Raw genomic sequence first — 19792 nt, 5'->3', positions numbered from 1 at the left:
AGGCCGGGCGCCAATCGCCCATTGCGCCACCCGCGCCCATTTGCTTTGGAGGCGCCGACATGACGACCGATATCGATCAGCTTCGCCAGGACCTGCTTGCATCCGTGGATGCCGCGATGAGCCTTGATGCGCTGGAGTCGCTGCGCGTCCATGCGCTCGGCAAACAGGGCGCGGTGACGGCGCTGCTCAAGACGCTGGGCAAGATGAGCCCCGAGGAACGCCAGAGCGAAGGCCCGCGTATCCATGGCCTGCGCGAAGCGGTGACCGAAGCGATCGCCGCGCGCAAGGCGGCACTCGAAGGCGCAGCGCTGGAAGCGCGGCTCGCGGCCGAAGTGAAGGACATGACGCTGCCGGTCGATGCGACGCCACAGGGCAGCGTCCATCCGGTGAGCCAGGTGATGGACGAACTGGCCGAAATCTTCGCCGATCTGGGCTTCTCGGTCGCCACCGGTCCGGAGATTGAGGACGACTGGCATAATTTCACTGCGCTCAACATTCCGGACACGCATCCGGCGCGGGCGATGCACGACACCTTCTATTTCCCGGAAGGCGAGGACGGCGCGCAGAAGATGCTGCTGCGCACGCATACCAGCCCGGTGCAGATCCGCACCATGGTGCAGCAAAAGCCGCCGATCCGCATCATCGCGCCGGGCCGTACCTATCGCAGCGACAGCGATGCCACGCACACGCCGATGTTCCATCAGATCGAAGGGCTGGTGATCGACAAGGGGATCACGCTCGGCCACCTGAAATGGACGCTCGAAACCTTCCTCAAGGCGTTTTTCGAGCGCGACGATATCGTGCTGCGCCTGCGCCCCAGCTATTTCCCCTTCACCGAGCCGAGCGCCGAAGTCGATGTCGGCTTTTCGATCGAAAAGGGCAAACGCGTCATCGGCGGATCCGAAGGCTGGATGGAAGTGCTGGGCAGCGGCATGGTCCATCCCAAGGTGATCGCCGCCTGCGGGCTCGACCCCGAGGAATGGCAGGGATTCGCATTCGGATGCGGGATCGATCGCCTCGCAATGCTCAAATATGGGATGGATGATTTGCGCGCCTTCTTCGACGGCGATCTGCGCTGGTTGCGCCATTACGGTTTCTCGGCGCTCGACGTACCCACGCTTTCGGGGGGAGTCGGCGCATGAAGTTCACTTTGGGCTGGCTCAAGGAGCATCTCGAAACCGACGCCGATATCGACGCGATCACCGAAGCGCTGACGCGGATCGGCCTCGAAGTCGAAGGGGTCGAAAATCCCGGTGAGAAGCTGGCGGGATTCCGTGTCGCCAAAGTGCTGACCGCGGCGCCGCATCCCGATGCCGACAAGCTGCAGGTGCTGACGGTCGATGCCGGTGAGGGCGATCCGCTGCAGGTCGTGTGCGGCGCGCCCAATGCGCGTGCGGGAATGGTCGGCGTGCTCGGATTGCCGGGCGCGGTCGTGCCGTCGAACGGCATGGAGCTGAAGGTTTCGGCGATTCGCGGCGTCACCTCGAACGGCATGATGTGTTCGACGCGCGAGCTGGAACTGGGCGAGGATCATGACGGCATCATCGAATTGCCCGACGATGCTCCCGTGGGCGTGGCCTTTGCCGATTATGCGGGAATGAACGACCCGGTGATCGATGTGTCGATCACCCCCAACAAGCAGGATTGCATGGGCGTGCGCGGTATCGCGCGCGACCTGGCGGCGGCGGGCATGGGGAGTTTGCGTCCGCTCGATGACATCATCGGTTCGCTGCCGAAGATCGCAGCGAGCGGCGCCGGCCCCGATGTGCGGACCGAAGACAGCGAAGGCTGTCCCGCCTTTTTTGCGCAGAGCGTGCACGGCGTCACCAATGGTGCCTCGCCCGCATGGTTGCAGCGGCGGCTGGCAGCGATCGGGCAAAAGCCGATTTCGGCGCTGGTCGACATCACCAATTTCGTGTCGGTGGGGCTTGGCCGCCCGCTCCATGTCTATGACATGGCAAAGCTGACCGGCGGGCTGGTCGCGCGCAAGGCGAAGCCCGGCGAGCAGCTGCTGGCGCTCAACGGCAAGACCTATAGCCTCGACGAGACGATGACGGTCATCGCCGACGACGCGGCGGTGCACGATATCGGCGGCATCATGGGCGGCGAGGAATCGGGTGCTTCGGAAACCACCACCGATGTGCTGATCGAATGCGCCTATTTCGATCCCGATCATATCGCGCGTACCGGCCAGAAGCTGATGCTGACCTCGGACGCGCGCCAGCGGTTCGAACGCGGCGTCGATCCGGCGTTCCTCGACGACGGGCTGGCGATCGCCACGCGGCTGGTACTGGCGCTGTGCGGCGGCACGCCGAGCGCCGTCACGCGCGCCGGAGAGGCGCCGTCGCAACCGCATATCATCGGCTATGACCCCAATCGCGCGCAAACGCTGGGCGGGCTGGCGATTGCGCCGGAACGGCAGAAGGACATCCTCGAAAACCTGGGTTTCCGCGTCGAACCGCTCGACGCCAATGGCGATCCGGTCGATATCACCGGTCGTTTCGAGGATTTGCGCGTTACCGTTCCCAGCTGGCGCCGCGATGTCGAGGGTTCGGCCGATCTGGTCGAGGAAGTGATCCGGATCGAAGGCATCGACAAGGTGCCTGCCACGCCGCTCGCCCGCATTCCCGGCGTGGCAAAGCCGACTGCGACGCCCGAACAGAAGCTGGAGCGCAAACTGCGCCGCACGGCGGCTGCGCGCGGCATCAACGAAGCGGTTACCTGGAGCTTCATTTCCGAAGGCGAAGCCGCGCCGTTCGGCGGCGGGGCATGGACGCTCGCCAATCCGATCAGCGAGGAAATGAAAGTGATGCGCCCCTCGCTGCTGCCGGGGCTGCTGGCGGCGGCGGAGCGCAATCTCAAGCGCGGCGCGGACAGCGTGCGCCTGTTCGAACTGGGGCGCCGGTATCTGGCGGATGCCGCCGGTAAGCTCGACGAACGCGCGACACTCACTGCCGTGCTGGCAGGGGACAAGACACCGCGCGGGTGGAAGCATGGAAAGGCGCAGCCCTTTGACGGGTTCGATGCCAAGGGCGAAGCGCTGGCATTGCTCGAAGCCGCCGGGGCGCCGGTCGCCAATCTGCTCGTCATGGGCGATGCCGGCGATGTGTGGCATCCGGGCCAGTCGGGCACGTTGCGGCTGGGCCCCAAAAACGTGCTTGCCGCATTCGGCATGGTGCATCCGCGCGTGACGGCCGCGTTCGACCTGGATGAAGCCGTGGCGGCGGTGGAAGTCTATCTCGACGCGATCCCGGGCAAGCGTGCGACCGGTTTCATGCGCCCGGCCTATACGCCGCCCGCGCTGCAGCCGGTGACACGCGATTTTGCGTTCCTGGTCGATGTCGATGTCGCCGCCGGCGACCTGGTTCGTGCAGTAAAGGGTGCGGACAAGGCGAATATTGTCGATGCGCGACTGTTCGACGTCTTCACCGGTACCGGGGTTCCCGAAGGCAAGAAGAGTCTCGCCGTCGAAGTAACGCTGCAACCGGCCGAAAAAAGCTTCACCGATGCCGAATTGAAGGCAATAGCAGACAAAATCGTTACGGTGGCGAGCAAGATGGGCGCTGAATTACGCGGCTGATCGACTCCGGTTCGATAGTATAAAAAGCCGGCGCGAGCCGACTCGACTCCGCGCACGCCTCTATAATCTGGAAGATATTCCAGACGGCCGGGGCGTGCTCATGTTGCAGAAAATGAAGCTTTTCCACCGCATTTTGCTTGTCGGTATCGTGCCGATGATTGCTGTCGCCTATTTCGCATTCGTCGATGTGGTGCGGCTTAACGATCAGCGTGTGCAGAGCGATGTTGTGCTCGAACTGGTCGAGGTGTCCGAACATATGGGCGCGCTGATGCACGAAATACAGCGCGAGCGCGGACTTTCGGCAGGTTTCATCAGCAGCCGTGGTGGAAAATTCGCCAGGGAGCTGCGCGAACAGCGCCAGCGGACCGACAAGGCGCGCGAAGCACTGCGCAGCTCCTCCGGTGAGCATTCCTACGTGGTCATGAACAGCCCGCTCGGCGAACCGATTCAGCGGTTTCGCGCCGAATATGACAAGATCCCCGCCACCCGGCAGCAAGTCGACCAGTTTGCGATTCCGGTGCCCGAGGCGGCGGCGCGCTATACCGGCGTGATCGACCTGATGCTCGAAACGCTCAACGAACTGTCTTCGATCGGGCGCAGCGGCGAGGCTTCGCGCGAGCGCAGCGCCTATCTGTTGCTGTTGCATGCCAAGGAGCGCGCGGGGCTGGAACGCGCCATGGGCGCCACGGGATTTGGGGCAGGCATTTTTCACGATCCGATCCTGCGGAAATTCGCGGCCTATGACGCGCTGAGCCGCAGCAACCTTTCCACCTTCCGCGAATTCGCTTCGGCCGAGGACATTGACAGGCTGGATGCCATCGAAAACGGCGCGGCGGCAAAGGAAGCCACTGCCCTGCGCGATGCCGCGCACCGCAGCATCGAACCCGATGTGCCGCTGGTCGGCAGCGCCGATCGCTGGTGGGCGGCGACGACCGCGCGGATCGACGAGATGCATGCGCTGGAAAATTACGTCGCGACCGAGATCGTCGAAGGCGCGGAGGCCGATTTGCGCCAGGCAACCAATGCGCTGACCTGGGCAATCGGCCTGTTCGTCGCTCTCGTGCTGGCACTGTCGGCGATCATCTGGTTCGTCGCGCGCTCGATCATGAATCCGGTCTCGCAGGTGATCCGGACGATGGACGACATGAGCGCCGGACGCCTGACCGGCGAACCCGTGCTGCCAGAGGGCGGCAATGAACTGGGCAAGCTGGGCGATACGGTGCGCGCGTTCCGGGTGAAGCTTGCCGAGGCGGAAGCTGCCCGCGACGCGCAGGAACGCGAGCGCGAGATCCAGACCCAGCTTATCGCCGGAAGCATCGGCAGCGGGCTCTCCGCGCTTGCCGAGGGCAATCTTACCTATCGCGTCAATGCGACGCTGGATGGTCCGCTTGCGTCGCTGAAGACCGATTTCAACCGTTCGGTCGAAAGCCTGGAGCAACTGATCGGCAAGTCGCTGCGCAGCATCGAGGAAATCAGCGCGAGCAGCCGCGAAATTTCGAAGGCGTCGGAAGATCTGGCGCGCCGCACCGAAAGCAACGCGGCTTCGCTGGAAGAGACGACGGCGGCGGTCGCCAATCTGGAGACGCAGATTCGCGAAACCGCGCGGTCGGCCTCGGCAACGTCGCAGACGACACAGACCGCCGATGCGGCCGTGCGCGAAGGCCGCTCCGTTGCCGCCGAAGCCGCCCAGTCGATGCAAGGCGTTTCGGAAAGCGCCAAGGGCATCGACGCGGTGATCGAGGGGCTCGACAAGATCGCGTTCCAGACGCGCGTTCTGGCGATGAACGCAGCGGTGGAGGCCGGCCGGGCAGGCGAGGCAGGGCGCGGCTTTGCGGTCGTCGCCGATCTGGTCGCGGCGCTGGCGATGCGTGCTGAGGAAGAGGCGGGCAATGCGCGCGAACAGCTGACCACCACGCAGGAGGAGATCGGTCGCGCCGTGGTGGCGGTGGACAAGGTTGACGGCGCGCTCGACCGGATCAACGGCAATATGGACCAGGTGCAAGGGCTGGTCGAAGCGATGGCGCGCGCCAACGCCGCGCAGGCGAATACCATCGCCGAAATCAACACCGCGATGGGCCAGATGGATCAGGCCACGCAGCAAAATGCCGCGATGGTCGAGGAAACATCGGCGGCTGCGCGCACGCTGATGACCGAAGCGGTCTCGCTGCGTCAGGAAACCGATCATTTCACGGTGAGCGGGCGGCAGGGCGCGATGCCCGCGCCGCGACCGGGCAGCGGGACCGGGATGCATATGGCGGCCTGAAACCCGCTCGACGGCGATCGCATGGCACGCTTATGCTGGGGCCATGGCCGATGACTGGATCAGGATCGCCAGCGACACGCTGAGCGCCGAAATCAACCCGTTCGGGGCAGAGCTTTCCAGCCTGTGCGACGCGGCGGGGCGCGAGTTGATGACCGATGCCGATCCGGCATTCTGGACCGGGCGGGCGCCGTTATTGTTTCCGATTGTCGGCGCGCTCAGCGGCGGCGCCTATCGGGTGAACGGGCGCGCATATCCTCTGCCCAAACATGGCTTTGCCCGCACGCTCCCCTTCGACCCGATCGTGCGGGAGGCCGATCGCGCCGTGTTCCGGCTGGTCGATGGCCCGGCGACGCGGCCGGCCTATCCCTTCGCATTCCGTCTCGACGTCGCGTTTCAGGTGACGGGCGGTGATCGGCCTTCGCTCATGATCACGGCGACAGTGACCAATTGCGGTGCGGAAGACATGCCCGCCAGTTTCGGCTTTCATCCCGCCTTTGCCTGGCCGTTGCCCTATGGCGGGCAACGCGCCGATCACAGGATTGCGTTCGGGCAGGGCGATCGCGGCATCCCGATTCGGCGTGTCGGCGCGGACGGGCTGATCGCGCCCGATCCGCAGCCCAGCCCGCTGGTCGGCGATCCGCCAAGCTTGGCGCTGCGCGACGCGCTGTTCGTCGATGACGCGTTGATCTGGCCCGAAATCGCCAGCAGCAGCCTGTGCTATGGCGATGGCGAACATGACCTGACCGTCGATTTTCCCGACACGCCGATGCTGGGCATCTGGACCAAGCCGGGCGCGCGCTATGTCTGCATCGAACCCTGGCATGGCATTGCCGACCCGGAAGGCTTTACTGGCGAAATCTGGGACAAGCCCGGGATATTGCGCTTTGCGCCGGGACAAGCGCGCAGCTTTGTAATGGGCGTGACGCTGGGCATCTGAGGCGCTAAAGCGCCGCGATGAACAAGGCTCCCGATCGCCGCACCTTCGCGATCATTTCCCACCCCGACGCCGGCAAGACCACGCTTACCGAAAAGCTGTTGCTGTTCGGCGGCGCGATCCACCTTGCCGGCGAAGTGAAGGCGCGCGGCGCGGCGCGGCGTGCACGGTCGGACTGGATGAAGATCGAACAGCAGCGCGGCATTTCCGTGACCAGTTCGGTGATGACGTTCGAACGCGACGGCATCACTTTCAACCTGCTCGATACGCCGGGGCACGAGGATTTTTCCGAAGACACCTATCGCACGCTGACCGCCGTCGATTCGGCCGTGATGGTGATCGACGTGGCGAAGGGTATCGAAAGCCAGACGCGCAAGCTGTTCGAAGTGTGCCGGTTGCGCAACGTGCCGATCATCACTTTCGTCAACAAATGCGACCGGGAAGGGCGCGCGGTGTTCGAAACGCTCGATGAAGTCGCCGAACTTCTCCAGCTCGACGTCACGCCGATGACCTGGCCGGTCGGGATGGGCGGGCAGTTCGAAGGCATATTCGACCTGCGCACCAACAAGCTGTTGCTGCCCGAAGGCCCCAGCCGCGAATTTCACGGCAAGGTGGTTCAGACCAGCGGGCTCGATGATCCGCAGCTCGATGCCCTCATCTCGCCCGAAAATCTCGCCAAACTGCGCGAAGATGCCGAACTGGCGCTGGCGGGCTATGCCGAATTCGACGGGGAATCCTATCGCAACGGCGATCTGACGCCGGTATTCTTCGGATCGGCGCTCAAGGAATTCGGCGTCGATGCGCTGATCGGCGCGCTTGCCGAACACGCCCCGCCGCCGCGCCCGCAGCCTGCCGAGCCCGCCCCGGTTCAGCCCGACAATGACGAAGTCACTGGCTTCATCTTCAAGGTCCAGGCGAATATGGACCCGAACCATCGCGACCGCATCGCCTTCATGCGGCTCTGTTCGGGGACGTTCAAGCGCGGCATGAAGCTGACGCCGACCGGCCATGGCAAGCCGATCGCCATCCACTCGCCGATCCTGTTCTTCGCGCAGCAGCGCGAGCTGGCGGACGAGGCATTTCCGGGCGACATCATCGGCATCCCGAATCACGGCACGCTGCGCGTCGGCGATACCATGTCGGAAAAGGGCGGCATCCGGTTCACCGGCCTGCCCAATTTCGCGCCCGAAATTCTGCGCCGCGTCGCGCTCAAGGACCCGACCAAGACCAAGCAGCTGCGCAAGGCCCTCGACGATATGGCCGAGGAAGGCGTGACTCAGGTCTTCTATCCCGAAATCGGGTCGAACTGGATCATCGGCGTGGTCGGGCAGCTCCAGCTCGAAGTGCTGCTTTCGCGGCTGGACGCGGAATATAAGGTTGCGGCGGCGCTCGAACCTTCGCCGTATGACACGGCGCGCTGGGTTTCCGGCGATCCGGCGGCGCTCAAGAACTTCACCGACATCAATCGCGGGGCGATGGCCAAGGATCGCGACGGCAATCCGGTGTTCCTCGCCAAATCGGCGTGGGAAGTCGGCTATATCGCCGAACGCTACCCGGATGTGAAATTCGCCGCGACGCGCGAACGCTGACGGCTAAGGGGCCGGACGATGCGGGGGGGCAATCGTCCGGCCCGGCGACCCGGAAGGCTTGTTCGCTCTCGGATTTGCGGCATTTTTGCCGCAGAATTCGCCGGGCGGGGAGTCGGGAATAGTCCGACTCGGTGTTGTACGTAGCGGCGGATCACTCTGGACCCGCCGCCCGTGCAATCAGATCGTCGATTCGACCCATCCGCGCTTGAGCGGGCGGATCGCGGCGAGAACCAGCACCGCGGCGACGAGATAGAGCGCCACGCAGATAATCGCGGCATAGCGGATCGAATCGTCGCCATAGCTGCCCTTCATCGCGTCCGAAATCGCGCCCATCAGCCAGGGACCGACGCCCAGGCCGAGCAGGTTGTTGACCATCAGGAACGTGCCCGACGTGCCCGCGCGCATCCGTTCGGGCGCGAGGTGCTGGGCGGCGGTGATGATCGGTCCCAGCCACAGCGTGTTGAGCGCATTGGCGACGATCAGGAAGCACCAGGCCAGCACCGGCGACGGCGTCAGCATCCCCAGCATGAACATCGGCGCCGCGATCAGCCATGCGATCGACGGGATGCGGGCGTACCAGGCGCGATTGATCCGGGCGAGCCGGTCGGCCAGCACGCCGCCGAGGAAAATCCCGGCGGTGCCGCCGATCAGCAGCAGCGATGCCATGAACTGGCCGACCTTCACCAGATCCTCCGGCGCGGTCCAGCCGAACTGGACGCCGACGATCTTGGGAACCCACAGCGCGAGGCCATAGCCCGCCATCGAGCTGCACCCCGCGCCGACCGAGAGCAGCCAGAATGCAGGCTTTCTGGTCAGGATCGGAAGGACCGAAAGAACCGGCTCGCGCGTCGCCGCAGCGACCGGCATGGGGCGATCGCGCACGACCAGCAGGAAGATCGGTGCGAGGATAATGCCGGCAATGCCGACAGTGATGAACGCTGCCTGCCAGTTCACATTCGCGGCGATATAGGCACCGAGCAGTACGCCCGAGCCCAGACCGATCGGAATGCCGGTCGAATAGATGGCAAGCGCACGTGCGCGCCGGTTGACCGGGAAATAATCGGCGATCAGCGCATAGGAAGGCGCCACGCCGCCCGCTTCGCCGACCCCGACGCCCAGGCGATAGAGGAACAGCGACCAGAAGCCGGTCGCGGTGCCGCACAGCGCGGTAAAGCCGCTCCATACCGTAAGCGATCCGGCGATCACGCGCGTCTTGCCGATCTTGTCCGCCAGCAGCGCAAGAGGAACGCCGAGAACCGAATAGAGGATGGCGAAGGCAGTGCCGCCGATCATCCCGAACTGTGCATCGGAAAGGTGCAGGCTTGCCTGAATCGGGCCCGCCAGAATGCCCAGTATCTGCCGGTCGAGAAAGTTGAAGGTATAGACGAGCAGCAGCATCGCCAGCACTACTCTGCTATACCGCAGGTCCACGGCCGCGCCGGATGCGTTCATGGCGTTTCTCTCCAAAAAATTGGGCCGGTTCGCGGGTGCTGCGACCGGCCCATACCGGGCATTCTAATCAGCCCGTTGGAAAAGTGAAAGCTGGCAGATCAATAGCGGAACTGGATCGTGCCGGTCACGGTCCGCGGCGGGCCGTAATAGCCGATGATCGAATTGCCGTAGAGCGCGCCCGGGAAATAGTATCCGCCGACGCGGTAGCGTTCGTCGGTCAGGTTGCGCGCGGCGACGCCGATCCGATAGCGATCGTCCGCCGAGGTCCAGTTGAGGCTGGCATCGACGAGGAAGTAGCCGTCCTGATCGAGCGGCGAAACATACTCGAACATCGAAATGTCGCTGCGCATCGATATGGCCGGGGTGAAGGCGAGTGTGCCGCCCGCGACATCTTCCGACCAGGTGGCCGAGGCGTTCACGGTCCAGCGCGGCGTGTTCTGGAACACGCGCTGATCCGACACATCGACCGGGGTCGTGCCGCCGGCGATGTAGGTGAAGAACTCCTTATATTCGGCATGGGTGTAGCCGACGACGAGGTTCGCAGTGAAGTGACGCGACGGGACCATGCGCGCTTCGGCTTCGAAACCATAGATTTCGGCCTTGCCGGCATTGTCGACGAAGCTCGCGATGCCGCCACCGGCAGCCGGCGACTGGATCGTGACCTGCTGGTCCTTATAGTTGGAATAGAAGCCGGCGAGATTGAAGAACAGCGTGCGATCGAGGAACGCGCCCTTCATGCCGACTTCATAGGAGTCGATCGTTTCCGGCTCATACCCGTTGACCGTGGTCGGCGTCAGGATCGCGTCGCCGCGCATGTCGAAGCCGCCCGATTTGAAGCCCTTGCCCCAGCTGGCGTAGAAATTCAGGTCCTGGCGCGGGTGATAGCTGAGCGATACGCGCGGCGTGAACTGATCGAAGCTGCGGTCATTGGTGTAATCGGTACGCAGCAGGCCCGGCACCGCCGCAGCATTGCCGAAACGCGGGCTGCGCAGGCCGGTGAAGTTCTGACGATAGACCGATCCGGTCTTGTCGTCCTTGGTATAGCGACCGCCCACCGACAGCGAGAACTGGTCGGTGAGATCGTAGCTCAGATCGCCGAACGCGGCATAGCTTTTGGTATCGACCGTGCCCGAGGTGAGAATGGTGAGCCCCAGCAGGCCGACCACCGTGTCGAACGCACCCGATGCGCGCGAATTGAGGTAATAGACGCCGAACACGCCCTGCAGCCGATCGCCGGTATAGAGGAGCTGCAGTTCCTGGGTGAACTGGCGGTCCTGATAATAGGCCGGGATGTCGAGCGTCGGATCGGGCGTATTGTCGAAATCGATGATCGTATCGGTGTTGCCGTTGCGCCAGGCCGAAATCGATTTGAAGGTGAGCTCGTCGGACAGGCCGATTTCGGCGGTTGCCGACAGGCCCTGGCTCATCACCCGGTTATAATCGCCCGCTCCGGCGCGCGTGTCATAAACGCTGTCGGTGGGTTCATAGGCGGGCAGGCCGCCATTGCCTTCGAGCCGGGTGCCGTGGCGCGGGTGCGACTTGTCGAGCGTGCGGTCGCCCGCAACGCGCACGAAGATATTGTCGGTCGGCGCCCATTCGGCCGAAACGCGGGCCGCGAGCACGTCCTTGTCATATTGATCGACGCCGGTGGTCAGGTTCTCGCCATAACCATCGCGAGTGTAGCGCGCGACCGAGCCGCCGATCGACAGCGACTGGGTGAGCGGAATCGTCAGCGTGCCGACCAGATCGAGCTGATCATAGCTGCCATAGGAAGCGCGGCCCGACGCGTGGAATTCATTGCCCAGCTTCTTGGTGACATATTTGATCGCGCCGCCGATCGTGTTGCGGCCATAGAGCGTGCCCTGCGGGCCGCGCAGCACTTCGACGCGCTCGACGTCGAAAATGTCGAGAATCGCGTTCTGCGGACGCGCGACATAGACATCGTCGATGTACAGCGCGACGCCGGGTTCGAAGCCCCAGAGCGGGTCCTGCTGGCCGACGCCGCGGCTGAACGCGATCATCGTCGAGTTCGAACCGCGCGCGATCTGAAGCGTCAGGTTCGGCGTGCGATCCTGCAGCGCAGTGATATCGGGCGCGCCCTGTTCGGTGAGCGTATCGCCCGAAATCACCGACAGCGAAATCGGAACATCGATCAGGCTTTCCTCGCGGCGGCGCGCCGTGACGACGATTTCGTCGCCCGACTGTGCTTCGAGCGCGGCGTCGGTCGTCTGGCCGGCGTCCTGAGCGAATGCGGGCGCAGAGCCCAGTGCGGCAAAAGCGGCGCCTGCACAGAGAATCGTGCGGGCAGACGGAATCATGCGTGACATATGGTCTTCCTCCCCAGTCAAAACCCCGGCTTCGATGGCGCGGGTTGTATGAAGTTGGCGGAGGCTATACTGAAACCTGAACCGGGTTTCAACTTGGTACGAACAGGAGAGGCAAAATATGGCGACCAGGCGTGGCACGGAGGCCACATCGGCAAGCGATGGCGCTGGTGTCGCACCCGATGACGCGGCCAGTGCGGGCAAATCGCCGCGCACGGCACGCGGGCGCCGCACGCTGCGCGCGATTCTGGACGCGGCGGCGGTCGAGTTCGGCGAAAAGGGATTTCACGACGGGTCGATCAGCGGGATCACCCGCCGCGCGGGCGTCGCGCTGGGAAGTTTCTACACCTATTTCGATTCGAAGGACGAAGTGTTCCGCGCGCTGGTGCGCGACATGTCGGCTCAGGTCCGCGACAATGTCGCTCCGGCGCTTCGCGCAGCCGAACATCAGATCGATGCCGAACGGGCGGGTCTGGAAGCGTTCATTGCGTTCGTGCGGCGGCACAAGGAAATTTATCGCATCATCGACGAGGCCGAATTCGTCGATCCGGAGAGCTTCCGCCTCCACTATCAAAGCACTGCCGACCGCATCCGGTCGCGACTGGAAGCTGCGACCGAGCGCGGCGAAATTCGCGACGGCGTGGGCGAAGTCCACGCCTGGGCGATCATGGGGATGAATGTGTTTCTCGGTCTGCGCTATGGCGTATGGGCAGAGGAAGGGACGCCCGACGAAATCGCCGACATCGTCGCCGCGATGCTGGCCCGCGGGATCGGTCGGGGCGAGGCATAAAGTCAGGCCGGGCAGCCGGGCCCTATTTGCCCGACAGCTTGTCTTTCAACGCCGCCGCCAGTGCGCCGACCGGCCCGGCTTCCTCTTCGCTCAATATGCCGGCTTCCTTGAGCGCGGCCTGGGCGCCTTCGCTGCGCGGATAGGGATCGAGCGCGAGCGCCATCGTCTCCGCCGCGGCTTCGCCCAGATCGATCGCGCCGCCGGTAAAGAACATCGTGTCGCATTCGCTTTCCGAAAGCTCGATCTCGGCATCGGGTTCGCCATCGGCGGTTTCGGGCAGGAATCGCAGTTCGAACGCTTCGTCGATCCTTGCGGGTACGGGATCGCCGGTCACGACGCAGGGCTGTGTCGCCGTGGCACGCAATTGCCCGTTCGCGGCGACTCCTTCCCCCTCCCGACGCAGGCGGAATTCCGCTTCGAGCCGATCGAGCGCGATCAGTCCGAATCGCCGCGCGAGCGCCGCGCGTTCCTCGGGGGTCGCCTCCACGGTCTGGACCGATTCGCCCGCGCCGATCCGGTCGAGGCGGCAGGGCCGCGAAAATTCCGGCGCGCTCATCGCGGCAGGCCTCCGGCAGCGAGCGTTTCGAGCGATGCGGCTTCCAGCCCGGCATGCAGCGCCATCAGCGTGTCGCGCACATGCGCCAGCGCCTCGGGCGCCACTTGCTGTCCGCGATAGAGGTTGCGTTGCAACGCGCCGTCGATATCGCCCGCCGCCAGCCCGTCGCGATAGGCGCCCAGCCGCCCGCCGAGCATGCTCATCATCCGCCCGATATGCTTGCCGACCACCAGATCGCCGATGCCGATCTGGCGCAATTGCGGGTCCATATCGTCGACGAATCGTTCGGCCAGAGCGGTGTTGAGTTTGGCCGCTTCGGGTTGTTGCTCCAGCCGCAGCAGCACCAGCGACAGGATCGCGGCGATCATGTCGAACCGCCCGTCGAGCGTGTCGGGAACCGCGCCCTCGACATACCAGTGCGGTTCGCGTCCGCGCGCGATGATGGCGGTATAGAGTTCGGCCGCTTCGCTGCGATCGCGGCGCAGCAGCCGTTTCAGCAATGTCATTTCGCGTCGGTTCCAACTATGCGGTTGACGGTGGCGGGACAGGGCCGCGACCGATCGATCCGACCGCACCTTGTTTGGCGCGGCGATGCCGCATATTGAGGCCTTTGCGCCGCGATGCAATTGTGCGGAGCCCAGAATGTTCCTGTACCCGGAGAATCGAATGTCGGTGTCCTTCCCACGCATCCCTGCCCTGGCGCTGGCAGTGGCCGTGCTCGTTTCGGCCTGCACGCCGCTCAAGGGGCATCAGGGCTATGTGATCGACCCCGATCTGGTGAATGCGATTCAGCCCGGCATCGATAATCGCGATTCGGTGCTGCAGACGCTGGGCCATCCGACGCTGAGCGGCGAATTCACCAACGACACCTGGTATTATATCTCGCGCAACACGCGCAATCTGGGTTTCAACAATCCCAAGCCGTCGCAACAGGCGACGATCATCGTGCGCTTTCAGCCCGATGGCACGGTGAAGTCGGTCGACCGCACCGACGAATCGCTGATCGCCTCGGTCGAACCCTATGGCAAGACGACGCCGACGCTCGGCCGAAAGGACGGGTTCTTCCAGGATCTGTTCGGCAATATCGGCACGGTGGGTGCGCCGGGCACGACGGGCGGCACTGGCGGTCAATAGGACGCGGCCTCACATTAACCTTGCTGTCTGAGCGATGAAGCGCGCGTTCCCAGCGCGTTCAGCCGGCATCCTCCATTACGCAATCGTCGGCGGCCAACTCCCTCCAGGGATGCAATGCCGACCATTGCTGAGGAGGACATGATGAGGAAGTTTCTTGCCACGGCGCTGATCGCCGCTGTCGCCATCCCCGCCGTTTCGTTGCCCGCGACGGCCAATGCCCAGTCGCGCCACGCCTATGACCGGCACGACGATCGTCATGACCGGCGCGATCACCGCTATGATCGCCGGGACGACCGCCGCGACAGCCGTTGGGACCGTCGTGACGATCGCCGCGATCGCGCCCATGCCTGGCGCGATGACGACTGGCGCCATTATCGCAGGGCCAATCGCACCTATTTCGCGCGCGGCCATTGGTCGGCTCCGTTCCGCCGCACTTCGTTCCGCGCCGGCGTTCGGATCGCTCCGGCCTATTTCGGTCCGCGCTATGTGATTGCGGATCCGTGGCGCTATCACCTGCCGGCGTTGCGCGGAAACCTGCGCTATGTCCGTCACTATGACGATCTGCTGGTGGTCAATGTCCGCCGCGGCACCGTCGTCCGGGTGTACAACAACTTCTATTGGTAAGCGCGGTTCGTCGCGCCGGGCGGCGGCGTCGCACCACCCCCCTGGGTGCGGCGCCGTCGCCTTGTCGCGACGATCGCATTGCGGCGATTATTCGCGCGGCGTCAGGCGCATCAGCGTGCCATCGGCGCCGCGTCCGCCATCCTCAAGCAGCCAGATCGCGCCGTCCGGCCCCTGTTCGACTTCGCGGATTCGCGTGCCCATGTCCCATTGATCGCCCTTGCGCGCCTGCGTGCCTTCGACATCGACGCGGACCAGCGACTTGCTCGACAGGCCGCCGATGAACAGATCGCCGCGCCATTGCGGGAACATGTCGCCCGAATAGACGATCAGCCCGCCCGGAGAGATTACCGGGTTCCAGCTGACTTTCGGCGCTTCCAGATCCGGTCGCGTGCTGTGATCGGGGATCGGCCGTCCGTCATAATGATCGCCGTTCGATACCAGCGGATAGCCATAGTTGCGGCCCGGCAGGATCAGATTCACTTCATCCCCGCCCTTCGGCCCCATTTCCTGCTCCCACAAATTGCCTTCGGCATCGAAGGCGATGCCCAGCAGATTGCGATGGCCATAGGACCAGATGGCGGGATGAAAGCCCTGCGCCGCCAGCGGATTGCCCGGCGCCGGTTCGCCGTCTTCGGTCAGGCGAAGCACCTTGCCGAGCGTTGCCGACTTGTCCTGCGCAGGATCGAATTTCTGCCGCTCGCCATTGGTGAAGAACAGGTGGCCGTCGGGCGAAAAGGCGATGCGGCCCGAATAATGGCCGTTGCCGGACACATAGGGCGTGGCTTCGAACAGCCGCTCGACATCGGCAAGGCGCGGCGCATCGCCGCTTTCGTCGAGCCGACCGCGCATCAGCACCACGCCCTTGTCGCCGCTTTCGATCGCTTCGGAATAGCTGAAATAGACGAGCTTGTTGTTCGCGAAATCGGGATGGAGGACGACGTCCATCAACCCGCCCTGTCCTTCGCTGTCGACGGTGGGAATGCCTGCGACTTCCTGTCGTGTCGCGCCGTCGGGCGACAACAGCCAGAGCGTCCCTGCCTTTTCGGTGACCAGCATCCGATTGTCGGGGAGGAACGTCATTGCCCAGGGCGAATCGAAATCCGCCACTTCAGTCACGACGAAGGGATTGCCCGACTGGTCGGGCGCCGAAGCGCGCTGCGGATCGGGCGTGGAGCAGGCTGCCGAAGTGAGCAGGGCAGTGATTGCCAGCAGGGGCAGTCGGGTCATGGTGTTTCTCCTCGTCCTTCGATTCTCGGGTCGGTCGGTGGCAGAATAGCCGGCTTTGGGCGGTCCGACACCATGCCGACAGCTCTATGTCGGGCGCCTTTCAGTATCTCCTGACGACGGGCCAGGTTCCATCGCCACGGGCTTTATCCGGCATGGCCATCGCCGCTCTTGCCCGATGTGCGACAACGGCATATATAGCGCGTGCTTTCTCGACATTGGTGACTTTGCCGAGGTCGGGGCCCAGCGGGGCTCCGGCTACGAAGCCGCATATGTATTTCAGGAGATCGGATGGCCGATATCGCCGCATTGACCGACATCATCGAACCCGAAGCGAAAGCGCTCGGGTTTGCGCTGGTGCGCGTCAAGATGTTCGGCGGGCAAAGCGATCCGACGCTGCAGATAATGGCCGAGCGCCCCGATACGCGCCAGCTGACGATCGACGATTGCGCCGATCTGTCGCGCCGTATCTCGGAAAAGCTCGACGCGCTCGAGGAAGCGGGCAAGGACCCGATCGACTATGCCTATCGGCTCGAAGTCAGTTCGCCGGGGATCGATCGGCCGCTGACGCGGCTTCAGGATTTCGCCGACTGGGCGGGACATGAAGCGCGGATCGCGCTGGCCGAAAAGAATGAAGACGGACGCAAGGTGTTCAAGGGCGATCTGGTTGGTGTGTCCGGCCGGAACGTACTGATCTACATCGACGGCGCGGAATATGAGCTGCCGTTCGCCAGGATCGGGGACGCAAAGCTTGTCATGACCGACCGGCTGATCGCCGCCACCGTGCCGATTTCGGCCGAGGGCGCCGAAGAATTTGAAGATAGCGAAGATGCGTCGGACGACGCACAGGTAGAAGGGTAAGAGACGATGGCCACTGCCATTTCCGCCAACAAGGCCGAGCTGCTCGCGATTGCCGATTCGGTCGCGAAGGAGAAGCTGATCGATCGCGCGATCGTGATCGAGGCGATGGAAGACGCCATTCAGCGCGCCGCCAAGAACCGCTATGGCGTCGAAAACGACATCCGCGCCAAGCTCGACCCCAATTCGGGCGACTTGCGCCTGTGGCGCGTCGTCGAAGTGGTCGAGGCAGTCGACGATTATTTCAAGCAGGTCGACCTGAAGGGTGCGCAAAAGCTCCAGAAGGACGCCAAGATCGGCGACTATATCGTCGATCCGCTGCCCCCGATCGAATTCGGTCGCATTCAGGCGCAGGCTTCGAAGCAGATCATTTTCCAGAAGGTGCGCGACGCAGAACGCGAGCGCCAGTTCGAGGAATTCAAGGATCGCGTCGGTGAAATCATCACCGGCGTCGTCAAGCGCGTCGAATTTGGCCATGTCGTCGTCGATCTGGGCCGCGCCGAAGGCGTGATCCGCCGCGACCAGCAGATCCCGCGCGAAGTGGTTCGCGTCGGCGATCGCGTCCGTTCGATCATCCTCAACGTCCGTCGCGAAAATCGCGGACCGCAGATTTTCCTCAGCCGCGCGCATCCCGACTTCATGAAGAAGCTGTTCGCGCAGGAAGTGCCCGAAATCTACGACGGCATCATCGAGATCAAGGCCGCTGCCCGCGACCCGGGTTCGCGCGCCAAGATCGGCGTCATCAGCCATGACGGCTCGATCGATCCGGTCGGCGCCTGTGTCGGCATGAAGGGCAGCCGCGTTCAGGCGGTCGTTCAGGAAATGCAGGGCGAAAAGATCGACATCATCCCCTGGTCGCCCGACACCGCGACCTTCGTCGTCAACGCGCTGCAGCCGGCCAATGTCGCCCGCGTCGTGATCGACGAAGAGGATGACCGTATCGAAGTGGTCGTTCCCGACGATCAGCTGTCGCTCGCCATCGGCCGTCGTGGCCAGAATGTCCGCCTCGCCAGCCAGCTGACCGGCAAGGCGATCGACATCCTGACCGAAGCCGATGCCAGCGAAAAGCGGCAGAAGGAATTCGTCGAACGTTCGGAAATGTTCCAGAACGAACTCGACGTCGACGAAACGCTGGCCCAGCTGCTGGTCGCCGAAGGCTTCGGCGCGCTGGAAGAAGTCGCTTATGTCGAACTCGACGAACTGGCGACGATCGAAGGCTTTGACGAGGAGCTGGCACAGGAGCTTCAGAGCCGCGCCGCAGAAGCGCTCGAACGCCGCGAGGAAGCCAATCGCGAGGAACGTCGCGCGTTGGGTGTCGAGGACGATCTGGCGACGATGCCGTATCTGACCGAAGCGATGCTGGTCACGCTCGGCAAGGCGGGGATCAAGACGCTCGACGATCTGGCCGATCTGGCAACCGACGAACTCGTCCAGAAGAAGCGCGCAGAACCGCGCCGCCGTGGCAATGACAGCAGCCCCAACCGTTCGGAACGTGCCGAAGACAAGGGCGGCGTGCTCGGCGAATATGGTCTGAGCGACGAACAGGGCAACGAGATCATCATGGCCGCCCGCGCGCATTGGTTCGCGGACGAAGAGGAACCTGCTGCGGCGGAAGCCCCGGCGGGTGAGGAGGACGCTGTTGCGGACTCCGAGCAATGAGCGCCCCGGCCTAACCGACAGTAATGGCACTGCACCCCTTCCGCCCGCGCGGAAGGGGCACAGGGGCAAGCGCCCTGCGCCCGCCGGCAAGCGTCCGGCAGGCGACGGCCCTGTGCGCACCTGTATCCTTTCGCGCGACGAATCGCCGCGCGAAGGGCTGATCCGGCTTGCGCTTTCGCCCGATGGCGAAGTGCTGCCCGATGTCCGGGCCAAGGCGCCGGGCCGCGGAGCATGGATCGGGGTGACGCGCAGCGAGCTTGAAACCGCGCAGGCGAAGGGCAAGCTAAAAGGGGCATTGGCGCGCGCGTTCAAAGGCGCCGCCATGACGATCCCGGAGGATCTGGGTGCCCGGATCGCGGCTGCGCTGGAGCGTAGCGCGCTCGACCGGCTGGGGCTCGAATCGCGCGCCGGGCATTTGCTTACCGGATCGGAGCGGATCGAAACCGCTGCGCGCCAGGGCAAGCTGCGCGCGCTCTATCACGCCGCCGACGCCGGTTCGGACGGGTCCGGAAAGCTGGCTCAGGCATGGCGTGTCGGGTCGGAACGCGAAGGATCGGGGCTCAGGGGATTGGCTTTGCCGGTCTCACGCACCATATTGTCCTTGGCCCTTGGCCGCGAAAATGTGGTACATGCCGGGCTGACCGACGCTCAGGCGGCGAGGCGAGTGAGCGAAGCGCTCGATCGCTGGCTGCATTTTATCGGACCCGATCGCGTATCGGCGCCTTGCGAAAAGCAATCGCAGGGCGCATCGGCGTTGGAAGCGTCCGACGCCGCAGAAGACGAGAAGAACGAAGGAAATAAGTAG

Annotated in this window: 16 protein-coding genes; 11 read left to right on the top strand and 5 right to left on the bottom strand. The window is 64.2% G+C overall.

Annotated elements, in window-relative coordinates:
- The first annotated feature begins 59 nt into the window (after positions 1-59).
- The 5 genes from pheS to DKB74_RS14680 all read left to right on the top strand — a co-directional run bounded on the left by pheS (position 60) and on the right by DKB74_RS14680 (position 8366).
- A complete protein-coding gene (gene pheS / locus DKB74_RS14700; RefSeq protein WP_109808942.1) occupies positions 60-1142 on the top strand; it encodes a phenylalanine--tRNA ligase subunit alpha in 1083 nt (360 codons plus the stop codon).
- Positions 1139-3580 (top strand): phenylalanine--tRNA ligase subunit beta, encoded by a 2442-nt coding sequence (gene pheT, locus DKB74_RS14695; RefSeq protein WP_109808941.1) that lies wholly within the window; start codon positions 1139-1141, stop codon positions 3578-3580. The genes pheS and pheT overlap by 4 nt, the downstream gene beginning before the upstream one ends.
- A gap of 100 nt (positions 3581-3680) precedes the next feature.
- Positions 3681-5843 carry a methyl-accepting chemotaxis protein gene (locus DKB74_RS14690; RefSeq protein ID WP_109808940.1) on the top strand — a complete coding sequence of 721 codons (2163 nt, stop codon included), beginning with the start codon at positions 3681-3683 and terminating at the stop codon, positions 5841-5843.
- A gap of 43 nt (positions 5844-5886) precedes the next feature.
- Complete coding sequence (locus DKB74_RS14685) at positions 5887-6780, top strand: aldose 1-epimerase family protein (protein ID WP_109808939.1); 894 nt, start codon at positions 5887-5889, stop codon at positions 6778-6780.
- A 17-nt stretch (positions 6781-6797) separates the two neighbouring features.
- Positions 6798-8366: a peptide chain release factor 3 gene (locus tag DKB74_RS14680; RefSeq protein WP_109808938.1), complete on the top strand. Its 1569-nt coding sequence runs from the start codon at positions 6798-6800 to the stop codon at positions 8364-8366.
- Positions 8367-8543: 177 nt separating this feature from the next.
- On the opposite strand, the gene DKB74_RS14675 is transcribed toward DKB74_RS14680, so the two are convergent.
- Positions 8544-9818 carry a spinster family MFS transporter gene (locus DKB74_RS14675; RefSeq protein ID WP_109808937.1) on the bottom strand — a complete coding sequence of 425 codons (1275 nt, stop codon included), beginning with the start codon at positions 9816-9818 and terminating at the stop codon, positions 8544-8546.
- 98 nt (positions 9819-9916) lie between these two features.
- Positions 9917-12145, bottom strand: coding sequence for a TonB-dependent receptor (locus DKB74_RS14670; RefSeq protein ID WP_109808936.1), 2229 nt, complete (start codon positions 12143-12145; stop codon positions 9917-9919).
- Positions 12146-12263: 118 nt separating this feature from the next.
- Here DKB74_RS14670 and DKB74_RS14665 point away from each other — a divergent pair, with 118 nt between their 5' ends.
- Positions 12264-12932 carry a TetR/AcrR family transcriptional regulator gene (locus tag DKB74_RS14665; RefSeq protein WP_109808935.1) on the top strand — a complete coding sequence of 223 codons (669 nt, stop codon included), beginning with the start codon at positions 12264-12266 and terminating at the stop codon, positions 12930-12932.
- Between the two features lie 22 nt (positions 12933-12954).
- Here the strand turns inward: DKB74_RS14665 and DKB74_RS14660 are convergent, their stop codons facing one another.
- On the bottom strand, positions 12955-13488 hold the full coding sequence (locus tag DKB74_RS14660; protein WP_109808934.1) for a YceD family protein: 534 nt from the start codon (positions 13486-13488) through the stop codon (positions 12955-12957).
- Positions 13485-13994, bottom strand: a complete 510-nt coding sequence (locus DKB74_RS14655) for a ubiquinol-cytochrome C chaperone family protein (protein WP_109808933.1) — start codon at positions 13992-13994, stop codon at positions 13485-13487. The genes DKB74_RS14660 and DKB74_RS14655 overlap by 4 nt, the downstream gene beginning before the upstream one ends.
- Positions 13995-14154: 160 nt before the next feature.
- Between DKB74_RS14655 and DKB74_RS14650 the strand changes: the two genes are divergently transcribed.
- Together DKB74_RS14650 and DKB74_RS14645 are read left to right on the top strand one after the other, a co-directional pair.
- On the top strand, positions 14155-14622 hold the full coding sequence (locus DKB74_RS14650) for an outer membrane protein assembly factor BamE (RefSeq protein ID WP_109809026.1): 468 nt from the start codon (positions 14155-14157) through the stop codon (positions 14620-14622).
- 141 nt (positions 14623-14763) lie between these two features.
- Positions 14764-15246, top strand: coding sequence for an RcnB family protein (locus DKB74_RS14645; protein WP_109809025.1), 483 nt, complete (start codon positions 14764-14766; stop codon positions 15244-15246).
- 87 nt (positions 15247-15333) lie between these two features.
- Here the strand turns inward: DKB74_RS14645 and DKB74_RS14640 are convergent, their stop codons facing one another.
- Positions 15334-16473 carry a PQQ-dependent sugar dehydrogenase gene (locus DKB74_RS14640; protein ID WP_109808932.1) on the bottom strand — a complete coding sequence of 380 codons (1140 nt, stop codon included), beginning with the start codon at positions 16471-16473 and terminating at the stop codon, positions 15334-15336.
- A 288-nt stretch (positions 16474-16761) separates the two neighbouring features.
- Here DKB74_RS14640 and rimP point away from each other — a divergent pair, with 288 nt between their 5' ends.
- From rimP to DKB74_RS14625, 3 genes are all read left to right on the top strand, one after another.
- A complete protein-coding gene (rimP, locus tag DKB74_RS14635; RefSeq protein ID WP_109808931.1) occupies positions 16762-17331 on the top strand; it encodes a ribosome maturation protein RimP in 570 nt (189 codons plus the stop codon).
- Between the two features lie 6 nt (positions 17332-17337).
- Positions 17338-18987, top strand: a complete 1650-nt coding sequence (gene nusA, locus DKB74_RS14630; protein WP_109808930.1) for a transcription termination factor NusA — start codon at positions 17338-17340, stop codon at positions 18985-18987.
- A 112-nt stretch (positions 18988-19099) separates the two neighbouring features.
- Entirely contained in the window at positions 19100-19792 is a 693-nt protein-coding gene (locus DKB74_RS14625; protein ID WP_109808929.1) for a DUF448 domain-containing protein, read from the top strand.

This window comes from Stakelama portus (assembly GCF_003171655.1).
Taxonomy (GTDB): domain Bacteria; phylum Pseudomonadota; class Alphaproteobacteria; order Sphingomonadales; family Sphingomonadaceae; genus Sphingomonas; species Sphingomonas portus.
The sequence above is the reverse complement of the archived record's forward strand: the minus strand, read 5'-3'. Positions and strand labels throughout refer to the sequence as shown.